Origin of the sequence: Pseudomonas ekonensis (assembly GCF_019145435.1) — a bacterium.
In the GTDB taxonomy this organism is placed as follows: Bacteria; Pseudomonadota; Gammaproteobacteria; order Pseudomonadales; family Pseudomonadaceae; genus Aquipseudomonas; species Aquipseudomonas ekonensis.
On the sequence record NZ_JAHSTS010000002.1, the window covers coordinates 1531498 to 1558290 of the forward strand.

Genomic DNA, 26793 nt, shown 5'->3' on the forward strand with positions numbered 1-26793 from the left:
GGATTCATCCTTATTCGGGCAGGTCAGAAGTTCACGCCGAAGCTCAGGGCCACGAAGTCACGGTCTTCGAGGACGTTGTAGTCGCCGCCGAAAAAGTCGGTGTAGCTCAGGCTCGCGGTGTAGGTGTTGCGGTAGTCGGCATCGATCCCGACGCTGACCGCTTTGGCCCCTTCGTTGAACAGCCCGTTGGGACCGTACCCGGAAACGTCGTGGGACCAGGACAGGTTGGGCTTGAGGTTGATGCCGCCGATCACGTTGGCGTAGTCGAGGATCGCCCGGGCCCGGTAGCCCCAGGAGGTGGACGTGACGAAGCCGCCGGTGTCGCCGCCGAAACCGTACTGGCCGTACACCGAGTCGCGGCCGTAACGCAGCTTGCTGCGCGGCTCCAGCCCGCCGACCCGCACCACCGCCGCCTCGCCGACCACCGTCAGGCGTTCGGCGCCCAGCACCTGGTCGAAGAAGTGGGTCAGGGTGCTCTGCACCTGGGTCACTTCCTTGCGCCGGTAGCCCTTGTTGTCGGCGCCGGGGCGGGTGGCCAGCGGCGACGCCGCGCCGCCGGCGATGGGGTTGAGCATCGCCAGGGTCAGGTCGTTGGTGTTGACCTGCACCGGAGCGTTGGGCCGGTAGCTGATCTCGCCGGTCCAAGCGGTGCCGGTGGGCAGCGTGGTGGAAAAGCTCGCGCCGTACAGGCGGATGTCTTCGGGGTATTCGAGGTAGTACTGGCCGCGGCCGAGCATCACGCTCTGGGCCAGGCCGGAGCCGGCGCCGGGCGCGATGCCGTTGGCGATCCCGACCATCCCCGGCAACGCCGCCAGGGTCGAGAGCCCGGCGGTGGTGGTGCCGACGGTCGGGGTACGGCTGTGGTAGTTCATGAAGTACAGGCCGTACTCGGTGTCTTCGCCGAGCCAGCGCAGCGCCGTGCCCCACTGCCCCGAGTCCCGCGCGTCGCGGTCGCCGCCCCGGGGGATCACCACGCCTTCGCGGGTCACCTGGATCGGCTGCCCGAACGCCGCCGCCAACGGCGCCAGCGGCGCGATCGCCGGGTTGCCCACGGTGTAGCCGGTGGTGCAGCCGTCCGCCGCCACGTCCACGCCGAAGAAGGTGCCGCAGTTGTCCAGCACCGTCTGGTCCCACTCCAGCTGGTAGAAGCCTTCGACCGTGAGCTTGTCGGTCAGGCCCTGGGAGGCGAACAGCATGTTCACCGGGATCAGGCCTTCCTTGATCTCCGCGCCGGGACGGCGGAACGCCGACACGTCGATGGGGTTGATGCTGTTGATCGAGTTGCCGATGAAGGTGCTTTCGCCCCAGCTGACCACCTGCTTGCCGGCGCGCACGGTGCCCGGCAGGTCGGCGATGGAATAGTTGTGGTAGACGAACGCGTCGAGGATCTCGGCGCCCGAGGACTTGGCGCCCTCCTTGCGGCCCTTGTCGCTGATCGGCTTGAACTCGCGGTCCTCGTCCTTGAGCTCGAAGTCGTACCAGTACTTGCCGCGCACGAACACACCGGTGTCGCCGTACTTGAGCTCAAGGTCGTGGATGCCCTTGAAGATCTTGGAGAAGGTCTCGCCCTTCTTGAAGTTCAGGCGCCCGTCATCCCCGGTGGAGGACTGCCCCGTCCCGCCGTTGACCGTCCCCACCAGCGACTTGTCGGCATCGCGCAGGCCCCAGCTCGCGCCGACCGACAGCGACGAGTCGAACGTGCCCTCGATTTCCCCGATGTTGAACGAAACCGCCTGCGCCTGGGCGCAGCATCCCATGGCCACCGCAACGGCCAGCGCCTGCGGTGTGAAGATGGCGCGCATTGTTGTTTTTGTCATGCGTCTTCCCCGGTGAGTGACAGGAGGCTCCACCCTACTGCCCGGCGGCCGCGCCCGATAAGCGCACCAAGGAGGTATTCACGCTGTCGCCCGAAAGGATGAATGCCCTTGCCGGGCAGGCGTTTTCGCCGATCATGAACGGGCTGGATGGTCTACGATCAATGCCGGGCATGATGCCCGTCGCGGTGCGCCGGACTGTTGCATGCCCCGTAACAGTGCATGTCCGGAATCGGTATTTTTCCCACAGGCCCGTGCCCTTATTCTGAACGGGCTTTCAAGGCAGACGGCCTTGACGCAAGAAGTCCGTGGCCTGAGGGCCATCGGCAACCGTTTTCAGACGGTGCGCAACGCTTGCGCTCCCTCGACCCGCTGTTCACTGACGTTGATTTGTAGCTCCTTGATCCAACGTCTTACCTTGGCCGCTGCTGATGCAGCGGCCTTTTTTTTGTCTGCGGATTAGTCCTCCCGCACCGGACACGTTCGGTCCCGGTACCCGTCAACAGGAATCGGTGTTGTATTCGGGGAGGGGCCCGCCCTGGCGTCGCCGGACAGAATGTCCGGACGCCAACGGCATGAGCTCAATGCAAGCGGGGAACGGCTGAAAACCTACGCGATGCCTTTTGAGAAGGGTGCACAGGCCAGCGGGAGGGGCAGAACCGGATAACGCCAACATTCATGTTGAACGACCAGTACGCGCAACAGAAAACGGCCACCAGGGATCACCCGGGTGGCCGGCTTGGGTCACAACGAATACTTCTGCAGATTCCCCATCATCTCCTTCAGCGCCTCGATGTTGTCCTTCGGATGCGCCGCCCCTTCGAAGTCGCAGATCTGCTGCCAGTGCGCCGCGACATCTTCGGGCGAGAAGCCTGCATCAGGATCGAACCCGGCGCCCAGGCTGCGCTCCCAGCGCACCTTGCCCATCCAGCCGCCGCCGACTTCGAACAGGCCTGCGGTCTCCTGGCAGTTCTCGCTGGCCAGGTACACCACCAGCGGGCTGACCAGTTCGGGCTTGAGCTGGTCGAACACCTGCGGCGGGATCAGGCCTTCGGTCATGCGGGTGCCGCCGGTGGGGGCGATGGCGTTGACCAGGATGTTGTTCTTGCGGCCCTCGATGGCCAGGGTGCGGGTCAGGCCGTACAGGCCGAGCTTGGCCATGCCGTAGTTGGACTGGCCGAAGTTGCCGTAGATGCCGGAGGTGGACGCGGTGAAGATCACCCGGCCGTAGTTCTGCTCGCGCAGGTGCGGCCAAGCGGCACGGGTGACCTTGTAGGCGCCTTCGACGTGGACACGGTAGACCAGGTCCCAATCGGCGTCCTCCATCTTGTGGAAGGACTTGTCGCGCAGGATCCCGGCGTTGTTGACCACCACATCGACGCGGCCGAACGCATCCAGAGCGTTCTGCACGAGCTTGTCGCCGTCGGTGACCGAGTCGTGGTTGGCCTCGGCGATGCCGCCGGCCGCGCGGATTTGCGCAACCACACGGTCGGCCGCCGACGCGTTGGCGCCCTCGCCCTGGGTCGAGCCGCCGAGGTCGTTGACCAGCACCCTGGCGCCCTGCCTGGCGAACAGCAACGCGTGGGCCCGCCCCAGACCGCCGCCGGCTCCGGTGACGATCACGACTTTGTCTTCGAAACGCACAGCTTCATTCATGGCAGGGACTCCAGCAGGCCTGAGGGACAGAGAGCCCGAGTGTCAGGCACCGGCGCTGCGGTCACAACGAACACGGCTGGCGCTGAATGGCGGCTGATAAGGCGCAAGGATGATCAGGTGGCGGCGCAGCGAGCGCAAGCACGCGCGCCGCTGCGCGGCGTTCAGGAACACGCGGCCTTGAGGGGCGGCAGCGCGAGGTGGTCGCGAAACGCCAGGTAGTGCTTGAGCACCAGCGCCGGCGCTTCGGTCTGGGGGTAATGGCCGATGCCCGGCAACAGCACCGCGTCCGCATCCGGAATGAGCTGGCGGTAACGCTCGACCATGTGCCCGCCGGAAATCGGATCGACCTCGCCGTCGATCACCCGCAACGCAACGTCGCCGCGCTGCATGGCCGCGACCCAACGGTCGCGCTGCACCCGGCGCTCGGGGATGTAGCCGATCAGCTTGTGCATGATCCGGGGCCCCCGGTTGCACTCGATCAGGCTCCAGAAGTCATCCAGCTCGCTTTCGCTGGGACGGGTCTGCGGGCCGAAGATCTGCCGGAAGCTTTTCGCCAGGCCTTCGCGGCTGAAGGCGCGGCCGATCATCCAGCCCAGCGGGCTGAGCAGCAGTTTTTGCATCAGCACCGGCCGGTGGGTCTCCGGGAACAGGCCGCCATTGAGGAACACGCAACTGGCCACCTCGATCAGGCTTTCGCCGTGCCGGGCGAGCAGTTCCTGGGCGACGCTGTCGCCGTAGTCGTGCGCCAGAACGTGGACCGGCTGTTCGACGTTCAGGTGCGCGAGCAGCGCCTGTTGCAGGTCGGCCTGCTCCAGCAGGCTGTAGGTGTGGTTCAGGGGCTTGGCCGAATCGCCGAAACCGAGCATGTCGCAGGCGATCACCCGGTAGCGCTGGGCCAGCGGCTGCCAGAGGTAGTGCCAGTCCCAGCTGGCGGTCGGGAAGCCATGGATCAGCAGCAGGGGTTCGCCCTGCCCGCACGTCCAGTAACGGATCGGCTGGCCACGGAAGACAAACGTGCGGCTGCGCTTGCGCCAGACGCTCAGCGGAATTTCGGTCAGAGGCATCAGAGTCGGTATCCCGCGTCGTGTTTGTCGAGTTTGCGCAGCAGCGCCGGCCAGGCCAGCGCGCCGCCCATGCCCTGGGCGCTCTTGGTGACGCCGGCGACCATCGCCCGCGCACCGGCCAGGATCTGCGGCTCGATGGGGATCAGCTCGGCGCCGCCGGCCTGGGCCATCACCTGAATGTCGCAGGCACGCTGGAAGGTGAACATCATCAGAAAGGTGTCGGCGATGGTGCCGCCGCAGGTCAGCAGACCGTGGTTGTGCAGCATCAGGAAACCGCTGTCGCCGAGGTCGGCCTGCAGCCGGGCCTTTTCCTCGTGGTTCAGCGCCACGCCCTCGTAGGCGTGATACCCCAGGCTCGACAGCACGAACAGCGACTGCTGGCTGATCGGCAGCACCCCTTGGCGCTGCGCCGACACCGCCACGCCGGACGCGGTGTGGGTGTGCAGCACGCAGGCCACGTCGTGCCGCACTTCGTGCACGGCGCTGTGGATGGTATAGCCGGCGGGGTTGATGTCGTAGGGGCTGTCCATGAGCTTGCGCCCGGCCAGGTCGACCTTCACCAGGCTCGACGCGGTGATCTCATGGAACATCAGGCCGAACGGGTTGATCAGGAAATCTTCGGTGCCGGGCACCTTGGCGGAAATGTGGGTGAAGATCAGGTCATCCCAGCCATGCAGGGCGACCAGGCGGTAACAGGCGGCCAGGTCGACCCGGGTCTGCCACTCCGCGGCGCTGACCAGGTCTTTGACATTCAGGGACGACGGGACGGGGGCTACGCTCACTGTATGCACCTCTGCGTTCTTATTGTTCTGCACGTGTCAGCAGTCTAGTCAGCCGCCGAAGATCGTGTAGTTGCATTGGTAGCCAGCTTGATGACTGAGCGGGTCAGAAAGCCAGGGGCCTTGGATCCATGTCAAAGCACCGACGCCAGCAAAGGGGCGGCGAACAGATTGAGCAACCCGGTCAGCACCATCACCAGCCCGGCCACGGAGCCCTCTTCACCGCCCACTTCCCGGGCCCGGCTGACGCCTGCGCCATGGGCGCCGACCCCAAACAGCGCACCGCGCGCCAGGGCGCTGCGCAACGGCAGCCACTTGAGCAGCACGCCGCCCAGCATGGCGCCGAACACCCCGGTGAACATCACGAACACCGCCGTCAGCTCCGGCACGCCGCCCAGGTCCTGCGCCAACGGCATGGCGAACGGCGTGGTGATCGAGCGCGGCGCCAGCGACAGCGTCACCGAGCTGTCCAGCGCCAGCGCCCGGGCCAGCCCGAACGAGGTCGCGACCGATGCCGCGCTGCCGGCCAACATGCCCAGCAACAGGGCCGGCCAATGCCGCACCAGCAGGCGCCGCTGCTGCCAGATCGGCACCGCGAACGCGACGGTGACCGGCCCCAGCACCTGCATCAGCCAACGGGTGTCGCGGGAATATTCGGCATAGGCGGTGTGCAGCGGCACCGCGAGGGCCAGCAGCAGCGCCGGCACCAGGATCAGCGGCGACAGCACATAACGCCCGGTGCGCCGGTACAGCCAACGGCTGAACAGGTACGCGAGCAGCGTGAAGGCCAGCCAGAACATCGGCATCGGTTCATACGTCATGGGAACGCCTCAGGCGCACGGCCAGCTCCACGGTGAACGCCGTCACCAGCATCACCATCAATGTGCTGGCGCCGATCACCAGTGCGATCCGCCAGCCGTCGTCGCGCAGCAAGGCGCCGTGATCCAGCAGGCTCATCAGCGCGGGAATGAAGAACAGCAGCATCTCGGCCATCAGCAGCCCGGCGCCCAGCTGCAACGCCGCCGGCTTGACCCGGCCGGACGCGAACGCCAGCAGCAACAGCGTCATGCCGATCACCCCGCCGGGAATCGGCCAGGCCAGCCACGCGGCCAGCCGGCAGCCGAGCAGATAAAGGCCCAGCAGCACGGCCAGCTCGGTCAATAGACGGGAAAGACGCTTGATCATGGTTTCGCTCCTCTCAGGCGCCCATTTTACGAAGCAGCCTGCCATCTCCGAAGCGAATTGTTAGACTCGCAGCCATTCCAATCCGGAATCAGGCCATGGAATTCAAACAGCTGCGCAGTTTCGTCGAAGTGATGCATCAGGGCGGATTCACCCAGGCCGCCAAGACGTTGCACATCAGCCAGTCCGCGGTGAGCAAGCAGGTCGCCCAACTGGAACTGAGCCTGGGCACGCCGCTGCTGGAACGGCTCGGCTCGCAGTTGCGCCTGACGGCCGCGGGCAGCGTGGTGCTGCAACGGGCCGAAGGCATGCTGCGCCTGCGCAACGAGTTGCTCAGCGAACTGGACGACCTCAGCCAACTGGCCCGCGGCGAGTTGCGCCTGGGCCTGCCCCTGCTGGGCAGCGACGCGTTGTTCGCCGGGCTGTTCGCCGAGTACCGGCGGCGCTATCCGAACATCGCCATTCACTTGCTGGAGGGCGGCAGCCGCCATGTCGAGCAGGCGGTGCTCAGCGGCGAACTGGAGCTGGGGGGCAGCCTGCTGCCGAACGATCCTCAGTTCGACTTCCAGCCGTTCTGCGACGAGCCGCTGGACGCCTTGCTGCCGGTGGACCATCCGTTGGCCGGCAAGGGAGACATCGGCCTGGAGGAACTGGCGGACACGCCGTTCCTGTTGTATCAGCGCAGTTTCGTGCTCAACGACCGCCTGCTTCAGGCCTGCCAGCAACTGGGCTTCACCCCGAAGGAAGGCGGACGCAGCGGCCAGGCGGACTTCCTCGCCGCCCTGGTCGCCGCCGGCCAGGGCGTGGTGCTGCTGCCCAGCGTGGTGGCCCGCGCCCTGGAGCGGCCGGGCGTGGTGCGCCTGACCCTGAGGGCACCGGACACCCTGCGCTGGGACATCGCGTTCATCTGGCGCAGCGGCGCCTATCTGTCGAAAGCGGCGCAGGCCTGGCTGGCGCTGCTGCGCGAGCGGACGGTCAGCCCTTGAGCGCGGCGATCAGCCCGGCAAGCCAAGGCTCGGCATCGGTTTCCGGGGTGACGCTTTCGCTGGCGTCCAGACGCAGCATCTCCTGCACCTCCCGCAGGCCCAGCTCGGCGAACAGTTCGCGCATCTGCTCGCCGCCGCCGCAGAAGGTCTCGCCGTAGCTGGCGTCGCCCAGAGCGATCACCGCGCCGGGCAGACCGCGCCAGGCCGCCGGCAGTTGATCGCGCAGCGTCGAGTGCAGGGGTTGCAGGTTGTCCGGCAGCTCGCCCATGCCGGTGGTCGAGGTCACCGCCAGGAACGCCTGCGGGCCGAACGCCTGAAGGTCGGCCAGGTTCGCGCGCGGGTTGTAGAAGGTTTCAAGCCCCGCCGCGTTCATGAGGCTCTGGGCATGGCGGGCGACTTCTTCGGCGGTGCCGTAGACCGAACCGGAGAGAATGGCGACTTTCATCAATCTGATCCCGAAACTGAAAAATGAGCGGCGATAGTAACAGCCGGACGCACAACGCTGCGATTGGTTCTCAACAAGCGCTGATGGCCAGTAGACAGCGCCCGGCGATCTTCTAGAATGCGAGCGGTCGACAACCCTGAAAGGATTCAACCATGATCAATGCCAACCTGCTGCAAATGGTGATCAACGCGTCGAACGACGGTATCGTGGTGGCCGAACGCGAAGGCGAACAGGACAACATCCTGATCTACGTGAACCCGGCCTTCGAACGCCTGACCGGTTACACCAGCGAAGAGATCCTTTACCAGGACTGCCGCTTCCTGCAGTCCGGCGACCGTGACCAGGACAACCTGGCGCTGATCCGCAACGCGCTCAGGGACGGCGGCTCGTGCCGCGAGATCCTGCGCAACTACCGCAAGGACGGCACGCCGTTCTACAACGAGCTGTCCCTGTCGACCGTCAAAGGCGCCGAAGACGGGCAGACGTATTTCGTCGGCGTGCAGAAGGATGTGACCGTTCAGGTCAAGGCGCAGCAGCGGGTGATCCAGCTGGAGGCCCAGGTGGCCGCACTGGAGGCCGAACTCGCCGCGCTGAAAGCGACGAACGGTTCAAACAAAGCGGCGAACTAATGGTCATTAACTACAATCACCAATGACTTTGTAATTATTTATTTCGAGTTAGCCATGCAACGCGACGCCCTCCTGACCCAGGATGAGCTGGATTTCATCCAGACCATGCAACACAACCCGCAACTGAACGTGCGGGATGCGACGTCGAGTCTCATGGTCAACGGCGGTTCGCAGATCCGCGACCTGCTCACGCGCCTGGCGGCCCATGAGCAGGTGACCATCCAGGCCAACTTCGAAAACCAGCAGATGACCTTCCCTTTGCATCTGGTCGAGGATGAGTTCCACGCCCTGCACCTGCGCCTGGGCGTGCCGAGCATCTACGAGGACGGCCCGATGGTGCGTCCGTGGCGCCTGGCCCTGGAAGAGCCGGTGGCGTTGGAGAACGCCAAGGGGCAGCCGGGCATGCTCTGGGTGCACGAAGTCTCGCACAAGGGCGTCCTGCTCGAAGTGCGCAACAAGACCAAGCCGCCGAAGCACTTCGCCCTGTGGTTCAGCCCCTCCGGCTACGAGCGGATCTCACTGCGCGGCACCTTCGAGCGGGAAACCGAGCAAGGCTTCTACGCTTACGCGCTGAACCAGAGCGACGCCGACGAGACCGAACGCCTGCGCCAGTTCATCCTGCAGCAGCATCGTCTGTCGCACCCCGCCCTGCACACCTGAGGTTCAGGTATCCAGGTTCCCCGCCAGGAACCGCACCATCCGCTGACGCATGGTCGCGCCCTCGTTGCCCAGGCAACCGATGGACGACCCCGCCAGGCTGTCCTGCGCCAGGTCCGCCGCGTCGCCGGCCAGCATCAATTGGCAATCCAGGCTCAAGGCCAGTCGGTTCAGGCGCCGCGGCAGCTCCGGCGACGGCGCGTGGTTGGAGAACAGCACCAGCGCCTGAGGCCTGATCTTTTCGCAGACCAGGGTCAACTCATCGAAGGGCTGCCCCGTGGTCAGCACCCGCACTCCCGCATCGCTGTCGCTGAGGAACAGCGCCGCCACCAGCAGCTCGAGCTCGCGGCACTGCCCGGCCAATGCGCTGACGATCACCTTGCGCGGCTGCGAACCGCGCAGCATGACGACACGCTGCAGCACCCGGGCCCGCAGGAAACCATCGAGGAACAGCCATTCGCTGGTCTGCCCGAACGCGTCCTGACGCTGCAGCATCTGCAGCCACAGCGGCATCAGGATCTCCTGGAACACCACGGGCAGCGCATAGGAAGAGAAGATCTGGCCGTAGACGCGGTCCAGCTCCTGATCGTCAAACGAGCTGACCGCCCGGCGCACCTGTTCTTGCCACTGCAGGTAATCGGTCTGCACCAGTTCGTCGGAGATGATGTGGGCCAACGCCTTTCTCGGCTCGGTCCTGGCCAGGATCTTGCCGACCTTGCTCACCGCCACGCCGCGGTCGATCCAGTCGACGATGCTGCGCACGCGCTCGATATCGGTCATGGAGTACAGGCGGTGCCCGCTTTCGGTGCGCGTCGGCTGGATCAGGCCGTAGCGTCGCTCCCACGCCCGCAGCGTGACCGGGTTGACGCCAGTCAGTCGAGCCACTTCTCGTATGGGGAACAGCTCTTCGCGCTCGAGCGCGTCAGAGGCCTGCGATGCAAGGCGAAGCTCGTTGATGACAGGCATTGGCGGGCGCACGTCCTTGTTGGCGTTGGCGGCAGAGTTGGATCCCATTCTACCTCTGATGCCCGGTGCCGGTTCAAGCCGTGAACGGCGACGAATGTGGCTGGTTTTATCGGGGAAATCCGGAATAATCCTTGCTTGTCGAAAAACGCGGCCCATCACCCCGGCGCCGCGTTCAGGCGTCGCCCCTATCCGGAGCGACGCATTTGCAATACGGAGATACAAAATGTCTGCTTCCCCCGTCACGCTGATGGTCGCCCGCCGCGTCGCCGAAGGCCGTTATCAGGACTTGATGGCCTGGCTGCGCGAAGGCGAACAACTGGCCACCGACTTTCCCGGCTACTTGGGTTCCGGCGTGCTCGCCCCGCCGCCCGACGACAACGAATTCCAGATCATCTTCCGCTTCGTCGACGAACAGACGCTGCACGCCTGGGAGCACTCCGCGTCGCGCACCGCCTGGCTGGCCCGCGGCAGCGACCTGTTCGCCCATCCGAAGGAACACCGGGTCAGCGGCATCGAAGGCTGGTTCGGCGCCGCCGGACAACGGCCGCCGCGCTGGAAGCAAGCGGTGGCGATCTGGCTGGCGTTCTTTCCGGTGTCGCTGCTGTTCAATTTCGTGCTGGGCCCGTTGCTCGCCGACATGAGCCTGCTGCCGCGGGTGTTCGTCAGCACGCTGTGCCTGACGCCTTTGATGGTCTACTTCTTCATTCCGCTGTCGACAAGGCTGCTGGCCAACTGGCTGAACGGCACGCCAGCGCGCCGTGTGCCCGCCGCCCCCTCCACCCAGAACCCTTGACGCACGGCGCAGGGGCGGACCGGCCCGCCCCTGCCGATCCATGCGTAGGTCTGCGCCCGCGCCGCTGTTATAGTTTTTGCTCTCCTCCCGACGCGAGCCGTTCATGACCTCCACCTCCGCCCCGATCCTCATCACCGGCGCCGGCCAGCGTGTCGGGCTGCATTGCGCGCAGCGCCTGCTCGAAGACGGCCACCGCGTCCTGTTCACCTACCGCACCGAACGCCCCGGCGTGCAGGCGCTGCGTGACCTGGGCGCCATCGGCCTGCAGGCGGACTTCTGCGACGAAGCCTCCATCCTGAGCTTCATCGCCGACCTCAAGACCCGCACCGACAGCCTGCGGGCCATCGTGCACAACGCCTCCGAATGGCTGGAGGAAAGCGACGCCCGCCAGGGCCAGGACTTCGCGCGGATGTTCGGCGTGCACATGCTCGCGCCGTACCTGATCAACCTGCACTGCGAGGAACTGCTGCGCAGGTCCAGCCCGGCCGACATCGTCCATGTCAGCGACGACGTGACCCGCCGGGGCAGCAGCAAGCACATCGGCTACTGCGCCACCAAGGCCGGCCTCGACAGCCTGACCCTGTCCTTCGCCGCCCGTTACGCGCCGGCCATCAAGGTCAACGGCATCGCGCCGGCCCTGCTATTGTTCAACCCGGACGACGACGCGGCGTACCGCGCCAAGGCACTGGCCAAATCCGCGCTGGGCATCGAGCCCGGCTGCGAGGTGGTCTACCAGAGCCTGCGCTATCTGCTCGACAACCCCTACGTCACCGGCACCACCCTGACCGTCAACGGCGGGCGGCACGTCAAATAAGCGCCCGCGAGGATCACCATGACGCCTTCCCTGTCCGGCCATTACCGCGAAATCCTCAAAGGCCTCGGCGAAGACCCCGACCGCGAGGGCCTGCTCGACACGCCCGAGCGTGCGGCCAAGGCCATGCAGTACCTGTGTCACGGTTACGGGCAAAGCGTCGAGGACGTCGTCGACGGTGCGCTGGCCGCCTCCGACACCGACGAGATGGTCATCGTGCCCGGCATCGAGCTGTACTCGCTGTGCGAACATCACCTGCTGCCCTTCATCGGCAAGGCCCATGTGGCTTATATTCCGACAGGCAGGGTGCTGGAGCCGTCGAAGGTCGCACGGCTGGTGGACATGTTCGCCCGCCGCCTGCAGATCCAGGAGAACCTCACCCGGCAGATCGCCGACGCCATCGAACAGGTCACCGCTGCCGCAGGGGTCGCGGTGGTCATCGAGGCCCGACACATGTGCATGATGATGCGCGGTGTCGAAAAACAGAATTCGACCATGAACACCTCGGTCATGCTCGGCGCCTTCCGCGAGTCGAGCAACACCCGCCAGGAGTTCCTGCAATTGATTGGACGGAGCACGTAAATGCCACAACTTCAGCCGGGAACGGCGCGCATCCGGGTCAAGGATCTGCGCCTGCGCACTTTCATCGGAATCAACGAGGACGAGATCCTCAACAAACAGGACGTGCTGATCAACCTGACCATCCTGTACGCCGCCCAGGAAGCGGTGCGCGACAACGACATCGACCATGCGCTCAACTACCGCACCATCACCAAGGCCATCATCGCCCACGTGGAAGGCAACCGCTTCGCCCTGCTGGAGCGCCTGACCCAGGAGCTGCTTGACCTGGTGATGGCCAACACGGCGGTGCAGTACGCCGAGGTCGAGGTCGACAAGCCCCATGCGCTGCGGTTCGCCGAATCGGTGTCGATCACGCTCGCGGCAAGCCGTTAAGCTTCAAGCTTCAAGCTTCAAGCGGTAAGCTAAGGGCCCCCTACCATTCAGAATCCTGCAGCTTGGAGCTTGCCGCTCTCAGCTGTCTCGCAGAGACGCCCATGACCGAGCAACAACGCCTCGAACTCGAAGCCGCCGCCTTCCGCCGGCTGGTCGCCCACCTGGACAGCCGCAAGGACGTGCAGAACATCGACCTGATGAACCTCGCCGGGTTCTGCCGCAACTGCCTGTCCAAGTGGTACAAGGCCGCCGCCGACGAGCGCCAGATCGAGGTGAGCCTCGACGACGCCCGCGAAGTGGTTTACGGCATGCCGTACGCCGACTGGAAAGCTCACTATCAGCAAGAAGCCAGCGCCGAACAACAGGCGGCGTTCGCCAAAGGAAAACCCAATGAGTGACCTGAACACCCTGCGCGCCAGCCTCAAGAGCGGCGAACACATCTTCGCCGACACCCTGGCGTTCATCGCCGCCGGCTACGATTACCGCCAGCAGGCCTTCAACAACGGCGGCGTGGAAAACGCAGCCGGGCAGAACGAAGGCTCGTGCAAGACCCTCGGCCTGGCGCTGCTGGAAGGCTTGAGCGACGAAGAGGCGCTGCTGGCGTTCGGCGAGCACTACCGTTCGGTGCTGGCCACCCCCGAAGGCAGCGACCACGCCAACATCCGCGCGCTGATCAAGCACGGCCTGGCCGGCGTGAAGTTCGAAGCCCAGCCCCTGACTCGCCGCTGAGCCCCGAAAAAACGCTGTCCCACAGAGAACAGTGTTTGCCGCAAAGTAGCGGGCACAAAAAAAACCGGCCAAAGCCGGTTTTTTCGTTTCTGCGGTTTTAGTGCGCAGCGTTCTGCAAGCCGTCCAGGTAACGCTCGGTGTCCAGGGCCGCCATGCAGCCGGCGCCGGCCGAGGTGATGGCCTGGCGGTACACGTGGTCGGCCACGTCGCCGGCGGCGAAGACGCCTTCGACGCTGGTCGCGGTGGCGTTGCCGTCACGGCCGCCCTGCACCACCAGGTAACCGTCCTTCAGTTCCAGCTGGCCTTCGAACAGCGAGGTGTTCGGGGTGTGGCCGATGGCGATGAACACGCCGTCGACCTTCACTTCGTCGAAGCTGTCGTCGTTGTTCTTCAGGCGGGCGCCGGTCACGCCCATGTTGTCGCCCAGCACTTCGTCCAGGGTCGCGTTCAGCTTCAGCTCGATCTTGCCTTCGGCGACACGGGCGTGCAGCTTGTCGATCAGGATCTTCTCGGCGCGGAAGGTCTCGCGGCGGTGGATCAGGGTGACCTTGCTGGCGATGTTGGCCAGGTACAGCGCCTCTTCGACGGCGGTGTTGCCGCCGCCGACCACGGCCACCGGCTTGTTGCGGTAGAAGAAGCCGTCGCAGGTCGCGCAGGCGGAAACGCCCTTGCCCATGAAGGTCTCTTCCGACGGCAGGCCCAGGTAGCGGGCGCTGGCGCCGGTGGCGATGATCAGCGCGTCGCAGGTGTAGGTGCCGCTGTCGCCGGTCAGGCTGTAGGGCTTGGAGGCGAAGTCCACGGCGTTGATGTGGTCGAACACGATCTCGGTCTCGAAGCGTTCGGCGTGTTCGCGCATGCGCTCCATCAGCACGGGACCGGTCAGGCCGTGGACGTCGCCCGGCCAGTTGTCCACCTCGGTGGTGGTGGTCAGCTGACCGCCGGCCTGCATGCCGGTGATCAGCAGCGGCTTGAGGTTGGCGCGGGCCGCGTACACCGCAGCGCTGTAACCGGCAGGGCCGGAACCGAGGATGATCACTCGCGAATGACGGACTTCAGACATGGACCTGCTCCTGTAGACCGGCCAAAACCTCTGGCGCGGACGCCGGATTGCCGGCGGGAATAAAAAAGGACTGTGGATAACCTTGGGGAAGGCATTGGCTCGACAGTCCTGCAAAAAGTTGGGTGCAGCGTATCGAGGGGGGCAAGATTAAGGAAATACGGTTTAACAATCCAGCTCATAGGTGGCCTCTATGCCGACGCACTGACGAGCCGGCCGTCTTTGTTACAGTGAATGTCGATCCCGCCGCCGCGCTTTCGCCCACCGGGCAAAGCCGGTAAGGTCGGCGCGTTTTCCCTTGCTCGGAGCCCGATATGCCCGCCCCTGTCCTGTCCGGACCGCAATACCTGCGCGAAGGCCTGAAACTGGTCCTCAGCCCCGGCCTGCGCCTGTTCGTGCTGTTGCCGCTGGCGATCAACCTGGTGCTGTTCGTCGGATTGATCTACCTGGCCGGCCATCAGTTCAGCCTGTGGGTCGACTCCCTGATGCCGTCGCTGCCCGACTGGCTGGGCTTTCTCAGCTATATCCTGTGGCCCCTGTTCGTGGTGCTGGTGGCCCTGATGGTGTTCTTCACCTTCACGATGCTGGCCAACGTCATCGCGGCGCCGTTCAACGGCTTCCTGGCGGAAAAGGTCGAAGTGGTGGTGCGCGGCACCGACGACTTCCCGGCCTTCAGCTGGGGCGAACTGATCGCCATGGTGCCGCGCACCCTGGCCCGGGAGATGCGCAAGCTCGGCTACTTCCTGCCCCGGGCGGCGGGGCTGTTCATCCTTTCGTTCATCCCGGTGGTGAACATCGTCGCAGCGCCGCTGTGGCTGCTGTTCGGGGTGTGGATGATGGCGATCCAGTACATCGACTACCCGGCGGACAACCACAAGCTGGGCTGGAACGAAATGCTCGCCTGGCTGCGGCAGAAGCGTTGGCAGAGCATGAGCTTCGGCGGGGTCGTCTACCTGGCGCTGATGATTCCTTTGGTGAACATCCTGATGATGCCGGCGGCCGTGGCCGGCGCGACGCTGTTCTGGGTGCGCGAGCGCGGTGCCGAGCGTCTGGCCACCCCTGCCTGAGCCGGGCCCGGCCGGTCACAAATCCATCATCCGGGTGTCACAACCGCGACATGGCCCCAGCCGACACTGGGGCCATGACGACAGCTCTGCACATCACCCTGATCAGCGAAACCTACCCTCCCGAAATCAACGGGGTGGCCAATACCCTGGGTCGCCTGTGCGAAGGCCTGCGCGCGCGCGGGCACCGGGTGGAACTGGTGCGCCCGCGCCAGGGCGACGATCCCCAGCACAGCGCTGACGACGGGGTGCTGCTGTGCCGGGGCTGGCCGTTGCCGGGTTATCCCGGGCTGCAATGGGGACAGTCGTCGATGCACAAGCTGCTGCGCCGCTGGAAACGCCAACGCCCGGACGTGCTGTACATCGCCACCGAAGGCCCGCTCGGGCTGTCGGCGCTGCGTGCGGCACGGCGCCTGGGGATCGCGGTGGTGAGCGGCTTCCACACCAATTTCCAGCAGTACACCCACCAGTACGGGTTCAGCCTGCTGACGCGGCTGCTGACCCATTACCTGCGATGGTTCCACAACCGCTCGGCGCTGACGCTGGTGCCCAGCGTCAGCCAGCGCCTGGAGCTGGAGCGCCGCCATTTCGACCGGCTGGCGCTGCTGTCGCGAGGGGTGGACAGCCAGTTGTTCCACCCGGCCAAACGCCTGGATGCCTTGCGTGCGCAGTGGGGCCTGGGCGAGCAGGACATCGCGGTGATTTACGTCGGAAGACTGGCCGCCGAGAAAAACCTCGGCCTGCTGGGACGCAGCTTCGAACGGCTGCGCAGCACTTATCCGCAACGCCGAGCGAAGCTGATCGTGGTCGGCGACGGCCCGCTGCGCAACGCACTGGAAAAGCAACTGCCCGAGGCCATCTTCTGCGGCTCGCAACGCGGCGAAGCGCTGGCGGCGCACTATGCGTCGGGGGACATCTTTCTGTTCCCCAGCCTCACCGAAACCTTCGGCAACGTGGTGCTCGAAGCCTTGGCCTCAGGCCTGGGCGTGGTGGCTTACGATCAGGCTGCGGCGGCGCAGCACATCCGCCATGGCTACAACGGCGTGCTGGCGATGCCGGGCGACGAGGAGGCGTTCTGCGAGGCGGCGGCCTGGTTGCTGGAAGAGCGGGAAACCCTGCGTTCCGTGCGCCTGAATGCGCGTCAGCATGCCAGCCGTCAGGGCTGGGCGACCATCGTCGAGCAGTTCGAAGGGCATCTGCGCGGGGCGTGCGCCGCAGAGCATGCGGTGCCGAACGCGCAGACATTGCCCTGATCCGGGCAGACCTCTTCGTCGGATCGCCGCCCGGCGCAAGCCCGCTCCCACAGGTCTCTCGGGTGCCCGGTGGCCACCGAGCCCGTTGCGGGAGCCCGCCTGCCGGCGCCAGTGAAGGCGCCGCTTACACCAGCGTCATCAACGCCTCGCGGCTGAACGGCAGAATCTCCTGTTCGCGGCCTTCGCGGACTTTCTGCGCCCAGTCCGGATCCACCAGCAACGCACGTCCCACCGCCACCAGATCGAACTCGTCGTTGTTCAGGCGCTCCAGCAGTTTTTCCAGGCTGGCGGGCTGGGCGACCTTGTCGGTGTTGACCATGAACTGCAGGAACTCGCCGTCCAGCCCGACGCTGCCGACGGTGATGGTCGGCTTGCCGGTCAGTTGGCGGGTCCAGCCGGCCAGGTTCAGGTCGGAGCCTTCGAACTCAGGCTCCCAGAAACGGCGGGTCGAGCAATGGAAGATGTCCACGCCGGCGTCGGCCAGCGGCTTGAGGAATTCACCCAGCGCCTCGGGGGTCTGCACCAGACGCGCGGTGTAGTCCTGCTGCTTCCACTGGGAGAAACGGAAGATGATCGGGAAGCCTTCGCCGACCGCCGCACGCACGGCGCGGATCAGCTCGATGGCGAACCGCGAACGGTTGGCCAGGTCGCCGCCGTACTCATCGGTGCGCTGGTTGCTGCCTTCCCAGAAGAACTGGTCGATCAGGTAGCCGTGGGCGCCGTGGATCTCCACGCCGTCCATGCCGATGCTTTGCGCATCCTTGGCGGCCTGGGCGAAGGCGGCGATCACCTCCTGAATGTCTTGCTTGCTCATGCCGTGCACCACGACCTGGCCGTCCTTGAGCTTCTGCGACGGGCCGTAGCCCGGCACACTGGCGTCCGGCTCGGTGCCCAGGCGCCGCACGTTGCCCACGTGCCACAGCTGCGGAACGATCTTGCCGCCTTCGGCGTGCACCGCGTCCACGACTTTCTTCCAGCCGGCCAACGCCGCCTCGCCATAGAAGTGCGGCACGTTCGGATAGCCGTTGGAGGCCTGGTGGCCCACGGTGGTGCCTTCGGTGATGATCAGGCCGACCCCGGCCGCCGCACGGCGACGGTAGTACTCGATGACCTTGCTGTTCGGCACGCCGCCCGGCGAGAACGAGCGGGTCATGGGGGCCATGACCACGCGGGTCGGCAGTTCGAGGGCACCTAACTGGAACGGTTTGAACAGGGCTTGGACGGGCATCGGAAAGCTCCACGAAAACGTTGGCGACAGGCTCAAAGCCATATGACGGCGATAATATGCGTGACGCTGCCCGTGTGAAAGCATTATTGATCTGAGTGATTTGGACTCAAAAGGCAGGCAAAAAAAATCGCAGTCCGATGGCTGCGATTTTTGCGTATCAGGACAGCGCCTTTTCGATCGCGGCGATCACCGCCGGATCATCCGGCGCCGTACGCGGCGAGAACCGCGCCAGCACCCGGCCGTCCTTGCCGAGCAGGAACTTCTCGAAGTTCCAGGTGATGTCGCCGGGAAACTCGGCGCCCTCGCCCGCCAGCAAGCGGTAGAGCTGGTGCCGTTCGTGGCCGTTGACCTCAAGCTTGCTCGACAACGGGAAACTGACCCCGTAGTTCACGCTGCAGAACTCCTGGATCTCCTTTTCGGAGCCAGGCTCCTGGCCGGCGAACTGGTTGCACGGCAGGCCCAGCACGCTGAAGCCCTTGCCTTTGTACTGCTGATAAAGGTTTTCCAATGCCGCGTACTGTGGCGTCAACCCGCATTTGGAGGCGACGTTGACCACCAGCACGACTTGGCCCTTGAAGGGCGCCAGCGGTAGCTCCTGGCCATTCAGGGCTGTCAACTTAAGGTCGTGAAAAGCACTCATGACGGACTCCAGATTCCCGTGTTCCACTCGAAACAGCCCCCCGGCGAAAGCGCCGGGAACAGCCGCAGACCAAAAAGGCGCCCTCGGGCGCCTCTCCAGTCATCTGAGCTTAGCGCAGAAAATCAGTGGTGATGGCCACCTTCGCCATGGACGTGGCCATGGGCGATCTCTTCCTGGCTGGCGTCACGGATGGCGACGACCTTGACCTTGAAGTTCAGGCGCTGGCCGGCCAGCGGGTGGTTGCCGTCGACGGTGACGTCGTCGCCGTCCAGATCACGGATGGTGACGATCTGCATCTGGCCGTCCGGCGCCGAAGCGTGGAACTGCATGCCGACTTCCAGCTCGTCGACGCCTTCGAACATGCTGCGGCTCAGGGTGCTGACCAGTTCGGCCGAGTACTCGCCGTAGGCGTCTTCCGGCTCGACGGAAACGCTCAGTTCGTCACCGGTGCCTTTGCCTTCCAGGGCTTTTTCCAGGCCCGGGATGATGTTGCCTGCGCCATGCAGGTAAACCAGCGGTGCGCCGCCGGCGGAGCTGTCGATGACCTCACCAGCGTCGTTGGTCAGGGTATAGTCGATGGAGACAGCCTTGTTGGCGGCGATCAGCATGAGGCGGGACCTTTTGCATAAGAATGAAGAACGGACAAGTCTAAACAAGGATTTGCCCGAAAGCGAACACAACCCGGACAGACGGGAACAAACGCCCCCGGCGACGGTCACCGGCTTCCACCAGGACGAGGACGGCCACTGGGTCGCCGAGCTGTCCTGCGGGCATACCCAGCACCTGCGCCACCAGCCGCCCTGGCAGTCGCGGGCGTGGGTGCTGGATCCGGCGCAACGCCTTGAAAAAATAGGCCGGCCCTTCGCGTGCGGTTGGTGCGCGCAGGGCTCGGTTAGCGATAACCTTGGCGACTGAATTCAGGCAGATCGCACCAAGCCGCCGATCGCCATTGCCATGCACCCTTAGAGAATCCGCATGCAGACTTTTTTTATCGCGCCCACCGATTTCGGCGTGGGCCTGACCTCCATCAGCCTCGGGCTGGTGCGGACGCTGGAACGGGCCGGCCTGAAGGTCGGCTTCTTCAAACCGATCGCCCAGCCCCATCCCGGTGACACCGGCCCTGAGCGCTCCACGGAGCTGGTGGCCCGCACCCACGGCCTGAAACCGCCGCAGCCGCTGGGCCTGGCCCATGTCGAGCGGATGCTCGGCGACGGCCAGCTCGACGAACTGCTCGAAGAGATCATCACCCTTTATCAGCAGGCCGCCGTGGGCAAGGACGTACTGGTCGTCGAAGGCATGGTGCCGACCCGCAGCGCCAGCTACGCCGCACGGGTCAACCTGCACCTGGCCAAGAGCCTGGACGCCGAGGTGATCCTGGTCTCGGCGCCGGAAAACGAAGTGCTGACCGAACTGTCCGGCCGAGTGGAGCTGCAGGCGCAGCTGTTCGGCGGGCCGAAGGACCCGAAAGTCCTCGGGGTGATCCTCAACAAGGTCAAGACCGACGAGAGCATGGACGCCTTCGCCGCGCGCCTGAAGGAGCATTCGCCGTTGCTGCGCAGCGGCGATTTCCGCCTGCTCGGCTGCATCCCGTTCCAGCCCGAGCTCAACGCCCCGCGCACCCGCGACGTCGCTGACCTGATGGGCGCCCAGGTGCTCAACGCCGGCGACTACGAAACCCGGCGCATGACCAAGACCATCATCTGCGCGCGCACCATGCGCAACACCGTGGACCTGCTCAAGCCCGGCGTGCTGGTGGTGACCCCCGGCGACCGCGACGACATCATCCTGGCCGTCAGCCTCGCGGCCATCAACGGCGTGCCCCTGGCCGGCCTGCTGCTGACCAGCGACACCCTGCCCGACCCGCGCATCATGGAGCTGTGCCGCGGCGCCTTGCAGGCCGGCCTGCCGGTGCTGTCGGTGAGCACCGGCTCCTACGACACCGCCAACCTGCTCAACGGCCTGAACAAGGAAATCCCCGTCGACGACCGCGAGCGCGCCGAGATCATCACCGATTTCGTCGCCAGCCACCTCGACGCCAACTGGCTGCACCAGCGCTGCGGCACCCCGCGGGAGATGCGCCTGTCGCCGGCGGTGTTCCGCTACCAGTTGATCCAGCGGGCCCAGGTGGCCAACAAGCGCATCGTCCTGCCCGAAGGCAGCGAGCCGCTCACCGTGCAGGCCGCCGCGATCTGCCAGGAACGCGGCATCGCCCGTTGCGTGCTGCTGGCCAAGCCCGCCGACGTCGAGGCCGTGGCCCGCGCCCAAGGCATCGAACTGCCGCCGGGCCTGGAAATCCTTGACCCGGACCTGATCCGCGAACGCTACGTCGAACCGATGGTGGCCCTGCGCAAGAGCAAAAGCCTCAATGCGCCGATGGCCGAGCAGCAGCTGGAAGACACCGTGGTCATCGGCACCATGATGCTGGCGCTGGATGAGGTGGACGGCCTGGTGTCGGGCGTCATCAACACCACCGCCAACACCATCCGCCCGGCCCTGCAACTGATCAAGACCGCGCCGGGCTGCACCCTGGTGTCGTCGGTGTTCTTCATGCTGTTCCCCGAAGAGGTGCTGGTGTACGGCGACTGCGTGATGAACCCGCACCCGAGCGCCGCGGAGCTGGCCGAGATCGCCCTGCAGAGCGCCGACTCGGCGGCGGCCTTCGGCATCACGCCGCGGGTGGCGATGATCAGCTACTCCAGCGGCGAATCGGCCAGCGGCGAGGAAGTCGAAAAGGTGCGCGAAGCCACCCTGCTCGCCCACGAGCAGCAACGCACCCTGCTGATCGACGGCCCGTTGCAGTACGACGCCGCCGCCAACGAGACCGTGGCCCGGCAACTGGCGCCGAACAGCCAGGTGGCCGGCCGCGCCTCGGTGTTCGTGTTCCCCGACCTGAACACCGGCAACACCACCCACAAGGCCGTGCAGCGCAGCGCCGACTGCGTCAGCCTGGGCCCGATGCTGCAAGGCCTGCGCAAGCCGGTCAATGACCTGCCGCGCGGCGCCCAGGTCGATGACATCGTCTACACCATTGCCTTGACCGCGATCCAAGCCGCCAACCGACCCCTGGATATCTGACCCGATGCTGGCCTTTCTTCCCGCTCCCTTGCGCGGCGTCATCGCCGCGCTGCTGTTGGCGCTGAACACGATCCTGCTGTGCTCGTTCCTGTTTGTGGTGGCGCTGTTCAAGGTGCTGCCGTTCGCCTTCACCCAACGCCTGACCCGCTGGCTGATGAGCCACACCCATGAAGCCTGGGTCAGCCTCAACAAAGGCTGGATGAACCTGGTCTGCCGCACCCGCTGGCGCGTCAGCGGCCTGCAGGGCCTGGACTACCGGCACTCGTACCTGATCACCAGCAACCACCAGAGCTGGGTCGACATCCTGGCGCTGCAGTACGTGTTCAACCGGCGTATCCAGCCGCTGAAGTTCTTTCTCAAGCAGGAGCTGATCTGGGTGCCGGTGATCGGCCTGGCCTGGTGGACGCTGGGTTTTCCGTTCATGAAGCGCTATTCCAAGGCGTACCTGGAAAAGCACCCGGAGAAGAAAGGCAAGGACCTGGAGACCACCCGCAAGACCTGCGCGAAGTTCCGCGACAACCCGGTGGGCATCTTCAACTTCGTGGAAGGCACGCGCTTCACCGCCGCCAAGCATGCCCAGCAGCAGTCGCCGTTCAGGCACCTGCTCAAGCCCAAGGCCGGCGGCATCGCCTTCGTGCTCGATGCGATGGGGGAACAGCTGGAGTCGATCGTCAACGTGACCCTCCACTATCCGGGCGGACGCCCCGGCTTCGGCGACCTGTTGTGCGGCCGGGTCAAGGAAGTGGTGATGCATGTCGAGGAACTGAAGGTGCCGCCGCAATTCGTCGGCCGCAACTACGACCAGGACGGCGAGTACCGCCTGCAGTTCCAGGGCTGGATCAATCAGATGTGGCTGGACAAGGATGCGTTGCTGGAACAGTTGAGCCGCGAGTTTCCCGGGCGCCGCTGATCGGCGATGCATGGATCCCGTTCCTGCGGCGCCGTGACCGGCGCCATCGCCAGCAGGCTGGCTCCCACAGGGGATTCGGTTGAATGCAGAGCCAGCAGCCAACGCAACCCATGTGGGAGCCAGCCTGCTGGCGATGACGTCAGTCCAAGCCCCGCAGGGCTTGAGATCAGGACAGCCCAAACGAAAAGCCCGCCGATGATCGCTCACCGGCGGGCTTTTCGTTTCAGGCCAAGGCTCAGATCGCGCCGCGGCTGCGCAGCAGATCCAGTACGAGCTTGACGCCCTCCTCCAGCGACACGGACTGGGTATCGACCACCAGGTCGGCATCCAGCGGCACGTCGTACGGGAAGGATTCGCCCGGGATATTGTCGCCGCCCGCCGCGTACAGGCCCTGCGGATCACGCTCGGCGCAGGCGGTCGGCGAGGCCTGGACATAGACCGTCAGCAGACGCTCCTTGCCGATCAGGTCCTTCGCCTGCTCGCGCCCTTCGGCGCTCGGCGCGACGAACGCGGCCAGGGTCAGCAGGCCGGCTTCGTTGAACTGACGCGCCACATGGGCGGCACGGCGCCAATTCTCGGTGCGGCCGGCACGGTCCTGCGGCAAGCCCTTGTTCAGGTCATGGCGCAGGTTCTGACCGTCCAGCACGAACACCGCGCGGCCCATGTCGAACAGCTTGCGCTCGACCGCATAGGCCAAGGTGCTCTTGCCCGCGCCGGACAGGCCGCTGAACAGCACGGTGGCCGGCTGCTGGCCGAAGCGCTGGGCGCGCTCCTCGGTCGCTACATGGGCCAGCTTGCCGTGCTGCGTGGCGGTGCCGTGGCTCACCGGCTGGGCGACGATCATGCCGGCGCCGACGGTGCCGTTGGTCAAGCGGTCGATGACGATGAACGCGCCGGTGGTGCGGTTGCTGTCGTAACCGTCCAGGGCGATCGGCGCATCGAGGGCGATCTTCACCTTGCCGATCTCATTGAGCTGCAACGCGCTCGCCGAACCTTCCTCCAGCGTGTTCACGTCCACCTTGTGGACGATGCTGGCGATCGAGCCCGGCACATAGCTGGTGGCGCGCTTGATGTCGTACTTCTTGCCCGGCAGCATCGGCTCTTCGGCCATCCACACCAGCATCGCCTCGAAGCTGTCGGTGACCGGCGGCACGTTGTCGGCATGCACCAGCAGGTCGCCGCGGGAGATGTCGATCTCGTCTTCCATGGTCAGGGTCACGGCCTGGCCGGGACCTGCATGCTCCAGTTCGCCCTCGAAGGTGACGATGGATTTGACGCGGCTGCTCTTGCCCGACGGCAGCACCACGACTTCGTCGCCCTTGTGCACGATGCCGCTGGCCAGGGTGCCGGCGAAACCGCGGAAGTTCAGGTTCGGACGGTTGACGTACTGCACCGGGAAACGCAGGTCGGTGAAGTTGCGGTCGCCCGCCACTTCCACGGTCTCGAGGATTTCCATCAGCGACTGGCCGGTGTACCACGGCGAACGCTCGGAGCGGTTCACCACGTTGTCGCCCTTGAGCGCGGACATCGGCACGAAGTGCATGCTCGACGGCTTCATCTTCAGGCCTTCGGCGAACTGCAGGTAGTCGGCCTTGATCGACTCGAACACGCCCTGGTCGAAGTCCTTCAGGTCCATCTTGTTGACGGCGACGACGATGTGCTTGATGCCCAACAGGTTCGCGATGAAGCTGTGGCGGCGGGTCTGGGTCTGCACGCCGTAGCGGGCGTCGACCAGGATGATCGCCAGGTCGCAGGTGGACGCGCCGGTGGCCATGTTGCGGGTGTACTGCTCGTGGCCTGGGGTGTCGGCGATGATGAACTTGCGCTTGGCGGTGGAGAAGTAGCGGTAGGCGACATCGATGGTGATGCCCTGCTCGCGCTCGGCCTGCAGGCCGTCGACCAGCAGCGCCAGGTCGATGTCGTCACCGGTGGTGCCGACCTTCTTCGAGTCGCGGGTGATCGCTTCCAGGTGATCTTCGTAGATCATCTTGGAGTCGTGCAGCAGGCGCCCGATCAGGGTGCTCTTGCCGTCATCGACGTTGCCGCAGGTCAGAAAGCGCAGCAGCTCTTTGCGTTCGTGCTGGCCCAGGTAGGCGAGGATGTCCTCGCTGATCAAATCGGATTGGTGCGACATGGTTCGACCCTAATTAGAAATAGCCCTGACGTTTCTTGTCTTCCATCGAGCCTGCGCCATCGTGGTCGATGACTCGGCCCTGACGCTCGGAAGTCCGCGTCAGCAGCATTTCCTGAATGATGTCCGTCAGGCTTTCGGCCTCGGACTCCACCGCGCCCGTCAACGGGTAGCAGCCAAGGGTACGGAAACGCACTTTCTTCTTGACGATGCGAGCCTTCTCCTCGTCGCTCAGGTGTTCGAGGATACGGTCGTCGTCGATCATGATCAGCGTGCCGTTCTTCTCGATCACTTCGCGCTCGGCGGCGAAGTACAGCGGCACGATCGGGATGCCTTCGAGGTAGATGTACTGCCAGATGTCCAGCTCGGTCCAGTTCGACAGCGGGAACACGCGGATCGACTCGCCCTTGTTGACCTTGCCGTTGTAGACGTTCCACAACTCCGGACGCTGGTTCTTCGGGTCCCAGCGGTGCTTGCTGTCGCGGAACGAGTACACGCGCTCCTTGGCGCGGGATTTCTCTTCATCGCGGCGGGCGCCGCCGAAGGCCGCGTCGAAGCCGTGCTTGTCCAGCGCCTGCTTGAGGCCCTGGGTCTTCATGATATCGGTGTGCTTGGCGCTGCCGTGGGTGAACGGGTTGATGCCCTGCGCCACGCCTTCGGGGTTGACGTGGGTGATCAGGTCCAGGCCCATTTCCTCGACCATGCGGTCGCGGAACCTGTACATCTCCTGGAACTTCCATTGGGTGTCGACGTGCATCACCGGAAACGGCAGCTTGCCCGGGAAGAACGCCTTGCGTGCCAGGTGCAGCATCACGGCGGAATCTTTGCCGATGGAGTACAGCATCACCGGATTGTCGAACTCGGCGGCCACCTCGCGGATGATGTGGATGCTTTCCGCCTCCAGCTGTTTCAGATGCGTCAGTTTGTCGACCATGGCTACTCACGAAAGCTTTCTTATGAACGGCCAGCGGGCCGTGTTCGAGGGCCGAATCCTAGCACAGCGCCCTGCTTCTAATCAGGGCGCCAACTAGATCGAAAGGGCATATGAATATGCCCGTCGGTTCGGCCTGTCCGGCGCCTTCAGCGACGCTGTCGCCAGCAAGCTCCCCGGGTTTCAGATGGGGTTCGGGCAATCGATGAAAATGTGCTCCAGGGCGAACCGCCTGGCCAGGTACTCGCCCAGCGCCTGCACGCCGTAGCGTTCAGTGGCGTGGTGGCCGGCGGCGATGAAGCTGATGCCGTTCTCCCGGGCGCTGTGGAAGGTCTGTTCCGAGGCTTCGCCGCTGAGGAACAGGTCGACCCCGGCGGCGATGGCCTGGTCGATGTAGCCCTGGCCGCCGCCGGTGCACCAGCCGACCCGCCGGATCATCGCGCTGCCTTCGACCAAAAGCGGCTCGCGGCCCATGGCCTCTTGCACCCGCCGGGCGAAATCCCGCGGCGTCGCCGGCTCGCTGAGCGAGCCGACCAGGCCGACGACCTTCAGGTTGTCCGGATCCAGCGGCCCTTCGACGGTGATGTCCAGCTGGCGGGCCAACTGCACGTTGTTGCCGACGTCCGGATGCAGGTCCAGCGGCAGGTGGTAGGCCAACAGGCTGATGTCGTGCTTGAGCAAGGTCTTGAGGCGACGCTGCTTCATGCCGGTGACGCAGGGGTTCTCGCCCTTCCAGAAGTAGCCGTGGTGCACCAGCACCAGGTCCGCCCCGGCTTCGACGGCGGCGTCGAGCAGCGCCTGGCTGGCGGTGACGCCGCTGACGATGCGCATCACCTGCGGCCGGCCCTCGACCTGCAGGCCGTTGGGGCAGTAATCGGCGATTTTCGGACTGGCGAGGTAACGGTCGGCTTCCTCGACCAGGGTGCTCAGGGCGACGGCCATGAAAGACTCCTAAATATCCCGTTCAGAGGCGCGCGCGGCCTCGTATAATGCGCGACATTATGGGCGGTCCGACCCCGCCTGCAACTTTTCCAGGACG

At 65.3% G+C, this 26793-nt stretch carries 29 protein-coding genes; 14 read left to right on the forward strand and 15 right to left on the reverse strand.

Annotated elements, in window-relative coordinates; genetic code table 11:
• Positions 1-23: 23 nt before the first annotated feature.
• The 6 genes from KVG96_RS20060 to KVG96_RS20085 form a co-directional block, all read right to left on the reverse strand.
• Positions 24-1817 (reverse strand): DUF1302 domain-containing protein, encoded by a 1794-nt coding sequence (locus KVG96_RS20060; protein WP_217893616.1) that lies wholly within the window; start codon positions 1815-1817, stop codon positions 24-26.
• Between the two features lie 741 nt (positions 1818-2558).
• Positions 2559-3470, reverse strand: coding sequence for an SDR family oxidoreductase (locus KVG96_RS20065; protein WP_217893617.1), 912 nt, complete (start codon positions 3468-3470; stop codon positions 2559-2561).
• Positions 3471-3631: 161 nt separating this feature from the next.
• Positions 3632-4534, reverse strand: coding sequence for an alpha/beta fold hydrolase (locus tag KVG96_RS20070; RefSeq protein ID WP_217893618.1), 903 nt, complete (start codon positions 4532-4534; stop codon positions 3632-3634).
• Complete coding sequence (locus KVG96_RS20075; RefSeq protein WP_217893619.1) at positions 4534-5316, reverse strand: class II aldolase/adducin family protein; 783 nt, start codon at positions 5314-5316, stop codon at positions 4534-4536. Before KVG96_RS20075 ends, KVG96_RS20070 begins: the two co-directional genes overlap by 1 nt.
• Positions 5317-5447: 131 nt before the next feature.
• Complete coding sequence (locus tag KVG96_RS20080; RefSeq protein ID WP_217893620.1) at positions 5448-6134, reverse strand: LrgB family protein; 687 nt, start codon at positions 6132-6134, stop codon at positions 5448-5450.
• Positions 6124-6498: a CidA/LrgA family protein gene (locus KVG96_RS20085; protein WP_217893621.1), complete on the reverse strand. Its 375-nt coding sequence runs from the start codon at positions 6496-6498 to the stop codon at positions 6124-6126. The genes KVG96_RS20080 and KVG96_RS20085 overlap by 11 nt, the downstream gene beginning before the upstream one ends.
• Positions 6499-6593: 95 nt before the next feature.
• On the opposite strand from KVG96_RS20085, the gene KVG96_RS20090 reads away from it, so the two are divergent.
• Positions 6594-7481, forward strand: a complete 888-nt coding sequence (locus KVG96_RS20090) for a LysR family transcriptional regulator (RefSeq protein WP_217893622.1) — start codon at positions 6594-6596, stop codon at positions 7479-7481.
• Here the strand turns inward: KVG96_RS20090 and KVG96_RS20095 are convergent.
• Positions 7471-7926 (reverse strand): flavodoxin, encoded by a 456-nt coding sequence (locus KVG96_RS20095; RefSeq protein WP_217893623.1) that lies wholly within the window; start codon positions 7924-7926, stop codon positions 7471-7473. The genes KVG96_RS20090 and KVG96_RS20095 overlap by 11 nt on opposite strands.
• Before the next feature lie 152 nt (positions 7927-8078).
• Here KVG96_RS20095 and KVG96_RS20100 point away from each other — a divergent pair, with 152 nt between their 5' ends.
• Both KVG96_RS20100 and KVG96_RS20105 read left to right on the forward strand, forming a co-directional pair.
• Positions 8079-8555 (forward strand): PAS domain-containing protein, encoded by a 477-nt coding sequence (locus tag KVG96_RS20100; protein WP_217893624.1) that lies wholly within the window; start codon positions 8079-8081, stop codon positions 8553-8555.
• A 54-nt stretch (positions 8556-8609) separates the two neighbouring features.
• Positions 8610-9215, forward strand: a complete 606-nt coding sequence (locus KVG96_RS20105; RefSeq protein ID WP_085578666.1) for a hypothetical protein — start codon at positions 8610-8612, stop codon at positions 9213-9215.
• 3 nt (positions 9216-9218) lie between these two features.
• Here the strand turns inward: KVG96_RS20105 and KVG96_RS20110 are convergent, their stop codons facing one another.
• Positions 9219-10178, reverse strand: a complete 960-nt coding sequence (locus tag KVG96_RS20110; protein WP_217894255.1) for a MerR family transcriptional regulator — start codon at positions 10176-10178, stop codon at positions 9219-9221.
• A 223-nt stretch (positions 10179-10401) separates the two neighbouring features.
• On the opposite strand from KVG96_RS20110, the gene KVG96_RS20115 reads away from it, so the two are divergent.
• The 6 genes from KVG96_RS20115 to KVG96_RS20140 all read left to right on the forward strand — a co-directional run bounded on the left by KVG96_RS20115 (position 10402) and on the right by KVG96_RS20140 (position 13465).
• Positions 10402-10971 carry an antibiotic biosynthesis monooxygenase gene (locus tag KVG96_RS20115; RefSeq protein WP_217893625.1) on the forward strand — a complete coding sequence of 190 codons (570 nt, stop codon included), beginning with the start codon at positions 10402-10404 and terminating at the stop codon, positions 10969-10971.
• 103 nt (positions 10972-11074) lie between these two features.
• A complete protein-coding gene (gene folM / locus KVG96_RS20120; protein ID WP_217893626.1) occupies positions 11075-11785 on the forward strand; it encodes a dihydromonapterin reductase in 711 nt (236 codons plus the stop codon).
• Positions 11786-11803: 18 nt separating this feature from the next.
• Complete coding sequence (gene folE, locus KVG96_RS20125) at positions 11804-12364, forward strand: GTP cyclohydrolase I FolE (protein ID WP_217893627.1); 561 nt, start codon at positions 11804-11806, stop codon at positions 12362-12364.
• Positions 12365-12736 carry a dihydroneopterin triphosphate 2'-epimerase gene (folX, locus tag KVG96_RS20130; protein ID WP_085578656.1) on the forward strand — a complete coding sequence of 124 codons (372 nt, stop codon included), beginning with the start codon at positions 12365-12367 and terminating at the stop codon, positions 12734-12736.
• 101 nt (positions 12737-12837) lie between these two features.
• Positions 12838-13134, forward strand: coding sequence for a DUF1244 domain-containing protein (locus tag KVG96_RS20135; protein ID WP_085578654.1), 297 nt, complete (start codon positions 12838-12840; stop codon positions 13132-13134).
• Complete coding sequence (locus KVG96_RS20140; RefSeq protein ID WP_217893628.1) at positions 13127-13465, forward strand: HopJ type III effector protein; 339 nt, start codon at positions 13127-13129, stop codon at positions 13463-13465. Before KVG96_RS20135 ends, KVG96_RS20140 begins: the two co-directional genes overlap by 8 nt.
• A 97-nt stretch (positions 13466-13562) precedes the next feature.
• Here KVG96_RS20140 and trxB read toward each other — a convergent pair whose 3' ends face one another.
• On the reverse strand, positions 13563-14525 hold the full coding sequence (trxB, locus tag KVG96_RS20145; RefSeq protein ID WP_217893629.1) for a thioredoxin-disulfide reductase: 963 nt from the start codon (positions 14523-14525) through the stop codon (positions 13563-13565).
• Positions 14526-14836: 311 nt separating this feature from the next.
• On the opposite strand from trxB, the gene cysZ reads away from it, so the two are divergent.
• Entirely contained in the window at positions 14837-15589 is a 753-nt protein-coding gene (gene cysZ, locus KVG96_RS20150; protein ID WP_217893630.1) for a sulfate transporter CysZ, read from the forward strand.
• Between the two features lie 50 nt (positions 15590-15639).
• Complete coding sequence (locus KVG96_RS20155; protein ID WP_217893631.1) at positions 15640-16839, forward strand: glycosyltransferase family 4 protein; 1200 nt, start codon at positions 15640-15642, stop codon at positions 16837-16839.
• Between the two features lie 124 nt (positions 16840-16963).
• Here KVG96_RS20155 and KVG96_RS20160 read toward each other — a convergent pair whose 3' ends face one another.
• From KVG96_RS20160 to KVG96_RS20170, 3 genes are all read right to left on the reverse strand, one after another.
• Positions 16964-18067, reverse strand: coding sequence for an NADH:flavin oxidoreductase (locus KVG96_RS20160; protein WP_217893632.1), 1104 nt, complete (start codon positions 18065-18067; stop codon positions 16964-16966).
• A 157-nt stretch (positions 18068-18224) separates the two neighbouring features.
• The gene (locus KVG96_RS20165) at positions 18225-18707 is read right to left on the reverse strand and encodes a glutathione peroxidase (protein WP_217893633.1); all 483 of its coding nucleotides are present in this window, start codon (positions 18705-18707) and stop codon (positions 18225-18227) included.
• A gap of 122 nt (positions 18708-18829) precedes the next feature.
• Positions 18830-19315, reverse strand: coding sequence for an FKBP-type peptidyl-prolyl cis-trans isomerase (locus tag KVG96_RS20170; protein WP_217893634.1), 486 nt, complete (start codon positions 19313-19315; stop codon positions 18830-18832).
• Between KVG96_RS20170 and KVG96_RS20175 the strand changes: the two genes are divergently transcribed.
• The 3 genes from KVG96_RS20175 to yihG are packed head-to-tail and all read left to right on the forward strand — an operon-like array spanning position 19314 to position 22692.
• The gene (locus KVG96_RS20175) at positions 19314-19622 is read left to right on the forward strand and encodes a DUF3565 domain-containing protein (RefSeq protein WP_085631680.1); all 309 of its coding nucleotides are present in this window, start codon (positions 19314-19316) and stop codon (positions 19620-19622) included. The two genes, KVG96_RS20170 and KVG96_RS20175, sit on opposite strands and share 2 nt — an antisense overlap.
• Before the next feature lie 60 nt (positions 19623-19682).
• Positions 19683-21782: a phosphate acetyltransferase gene (pta, locus tag KVG96_RS20180; protein WP_217893635.1), complete on the forward strand. Its 2100-nt coding sequence runs from the start codon at positions 19683-19685 to the stop codon at positions 21780-21782.
• A gap of 4 nt (positions 21783-21786) precedes the next feature.
• On the forward strand, positions 21787-22692 hold the full coding sequence (yihG, locus tag KVG96_RS20185) for a 1-acylglycerol-3-phosphate O-acyltransferase, YihG family (protein WP_217893636.1): 906 nt from the start codon (positions 21787-21789) through the stop codon (positions 22690-22692).
• Positions 22693-22927: 235 nt separating this feature from the next.
• Here yihG and cysN read toward each other — a convergent pair whose 3' ends face one another.
• The 3 genes from cysN to KVG96_RS20200 all read right to left on the reverse strand — a co-directional run bounded on the left by cysN (position 22928) and on the right by KVG96_RS20200 (position 26696).
• Positions 22928-24826, reverse strand: coding sequence for a sulfate adenylyltransferase subunit CysN (gene cysN / locus KVG96_RS20190; protein ID WP_217893637.1), 1899 nt, complete (start codon positions 24824-24826; stop codon positions 22928-22930).
• 13 nt (positions 24827-24839) lie between these two features.
• The gene (cysD, locus tag KVG96_RS20195; protein WP_085578633.1) at positions 24840-25757 is read right to left on the reverse strand and encodes a sulfate adenylyltransferase subunit CysD; all 918 of its coding nucleotides are present in this window, start codon (positions 25755-25757) and stop codon (positions 24840-24842) included.
• A gap of 180 nt (positions 25758-25937) precedes the next feature.
• Positions 25938-26696, reverse strand: coding sequence for a Nif3-like dinuclear metal center hexameric protein (locus KVG96_RS20200; RefSeq protein WP_217893638.1), 759 nt, complete (start codon positions 26694-26696; stop codon positions 25938-25940).
• Between the last annotated feature and the right edge of the window lie 97 nt (positions 26697-26793).

Excerpts from the sequence above, each read along its gene's own strand:
- KVG96_RS20070 (WP_217893618.1), bottom strand. The coding sequence starts at position 4,534 with ATGCCTCTGACCGAAATTCCGCTGAGCGTCTGGCGCAAGCGCAGCCGC.
- KVG96_RS20100 (WP_217893624.1), top strand. The coding sequence starts at position 8,079 with ATGATCAATGCCAACCTGCTGCAAATGGTGATCAACGCGTCGAACGAC.
- folM (WP_217893626.1), top strand. The coding sequence starts at position 11,075 with ATGACCTCCACCTCCGCCCCGATCCTCATCACCGGCGCCGGCCAGCGT.
- KVG96_RS20140 (WP_217893628.1), top strand. The coding sequence starts at position 13,127 with ATGAGTGACCTGAACACCCTGCGCGCCAGCCTCAAGAGCGGCGAACAC.
- folX (WP_085578656.1), top strand. The coding sequence starts at position 12,365 with ATGCCACAACTTCAGCCGGGAACGGCGCGCATCCGGGTCAAGGATCTG.
- KVG96_RS20200 (WP_217893638.1), bottom strand. The coding sequence starts at position 26,696 with ATGGCCGTCGCCCTGAGCACCCTGGTCGAGGAAGCCGACCGTTACCTC.
- KVG96_RS20175 (WP_085631680.1), top strand. The coding sequence starts at position 19,314 with ATGAGGCGGGACCTTTTGCATAAGAATGAAGAACGGACAAGTCTAAAC.
- KVG96_RS20090 (WP_217893622.1), top strand. The coding sequence starts at position 6,594 with ATGGAATTCAAACAGCTGCGCAGTTTCGTCGAAGTGATGCATCAGGGC.
- KVG96_RS20110 (WP_217894255.1), bottom strand. The coding sequence starts at position 10,178 with ATGCCTGTCATCAACGAGCTTCGCCTTGCATCGCAGGCCTCTGACGCG.
- yihG (WP_217893636.1), top strand. The coding sequence starts at position 21,787 with ATGCTGGCCTTTCTTCCCGCTCCCTTGCGCGGCGTCATCGCCGCGCTG.
- pta (WP_217893635.1), top strand. The coding sequence starts at position 19,683 with ATGCAGACTTTTTTTATCGCGCCCACCGATTTCGGCGTGGGCCTGACC.
- KVG96_RS20095 (WP_217893623.1), bottom strand. The coding sequence starts at position 7,926 with ATGAAAGTCGCCATTCTCTCCGGTTCGGTCTACGGCACCGCCGAAGAA.
- folE (WP_217893627.1), top strand. The coding sequence starts at position 11,804 with ATGACGCCTTCCCTGTCCGGCCATTACCGCGAAATCCTCAAAGGCCTC.
- KVG96_RS20080 (WP_217893620.1), bottom strand. The coding sequence starts at position 6,134 with ATGACGTATGAACCGATGCCGATGTTCTGGCTGGCCTTCACGCTGCTC.
- KVG96_RS20135 (WP_085578654.1), top strand. The coding sequence starts at position 12,838 with ATGACCGAGCAACAACGCCTCGAACTCGAAGCCGCCGCCTTCCGCCGG.
- KVG96_RS20160 (WP_217893632.1), bottom strand. The coding sequence starts at position 18,067 with ATGCCCGTCCAAGCCCTGTTCAAACCGTTCCAGTTAGGTGCCCTCGAA.
- KVG96_RS20155 (WP_217893631.1), top strand. The coding sequence starts at position 15,640 with ATGGCCCCAGCCGACACTGGGGCCATGACGACAGCTCTGCACATCACC.
- trxB (WP_217893629.1), bottom strand. The coding sequence starts at position 14,525 with ATGTCTGAAGTCCGTCATTCGCGAGTGATCATCCTCGGTTCCGGCCCT.
- KVG96_RS20085 (WP_217893621.1), bottom strand. The coding sequence starts at position 6,498 with ATGATCAAGCGTCTTTCCCGTCTATTGACCGAGCTGGCCGTGCTGCTG.
- cysN (WP_217893637.1), bottom strand. The coding sequence starts at position 24,826 with ATGTCGCACCAATCCGATTTGATCAGCGAGGACATCCTCGCCTACCTG.
- KVG96_RS20115 (WP_217893625.1), top strand. The coding sequence starts at position 10,402 with ATGTCTGCTTCCCCCGTCACGCTGATGGTCGCCCGCCGCGTCGCCGAA.
- KVG96_RS20065 (WP_217893617.1), bottom strand. The coding sequence starts at position 3,470 with ATGAATGAAGCTGTGCGTTTCGAAGACAAAGTCGTGATCGTCACCGGA.
- KVG96_RS20060 (WP_217893616.1), bottom strand. The coding sequence starts at position 1,817 with ATGACAAAAACAACAATGCGCGCCATCTTCACACCGCAGGCGCTGGCC.
- KVG96_RS20170 (WP_217893634.1), bottom strand. The coding sequence starts at position 19,315 with ATGCTGATCGCCGCCAACAAGGCTGTCTCCATCGACTATACCCTGACC.
- cysZ (WP_217893630.1), top strand. The coding sequence starts at position 14,837 with ATGCCCGCCCCTGTCCTGTCCGGACCGCAATACCTGCGCGAAGGCCTG.
- KVG96_RS20165 (WP_217893633.1), bottom strand. The coding sequence starts at position 18,707 with ATGAGTGCTTTTCACGACCTTAAGTTGACAGCCCTGAATGGCCAGGAG.
- cysD (WP_085578633.1), bottom strand. The coding sequence starts at position 25,757 with ATGGTCGACAAACTGACGCATCTGAAACAGCTGGAGGCGGAAAGCATC.
- KVG96_RS20105 (WP_085578666.1), top strand. The coding sequence starts at position 8,610 with ATGCAACGCGACGCCCTCCTGACCCAGGATGAGCTGGATTTCATCCAG.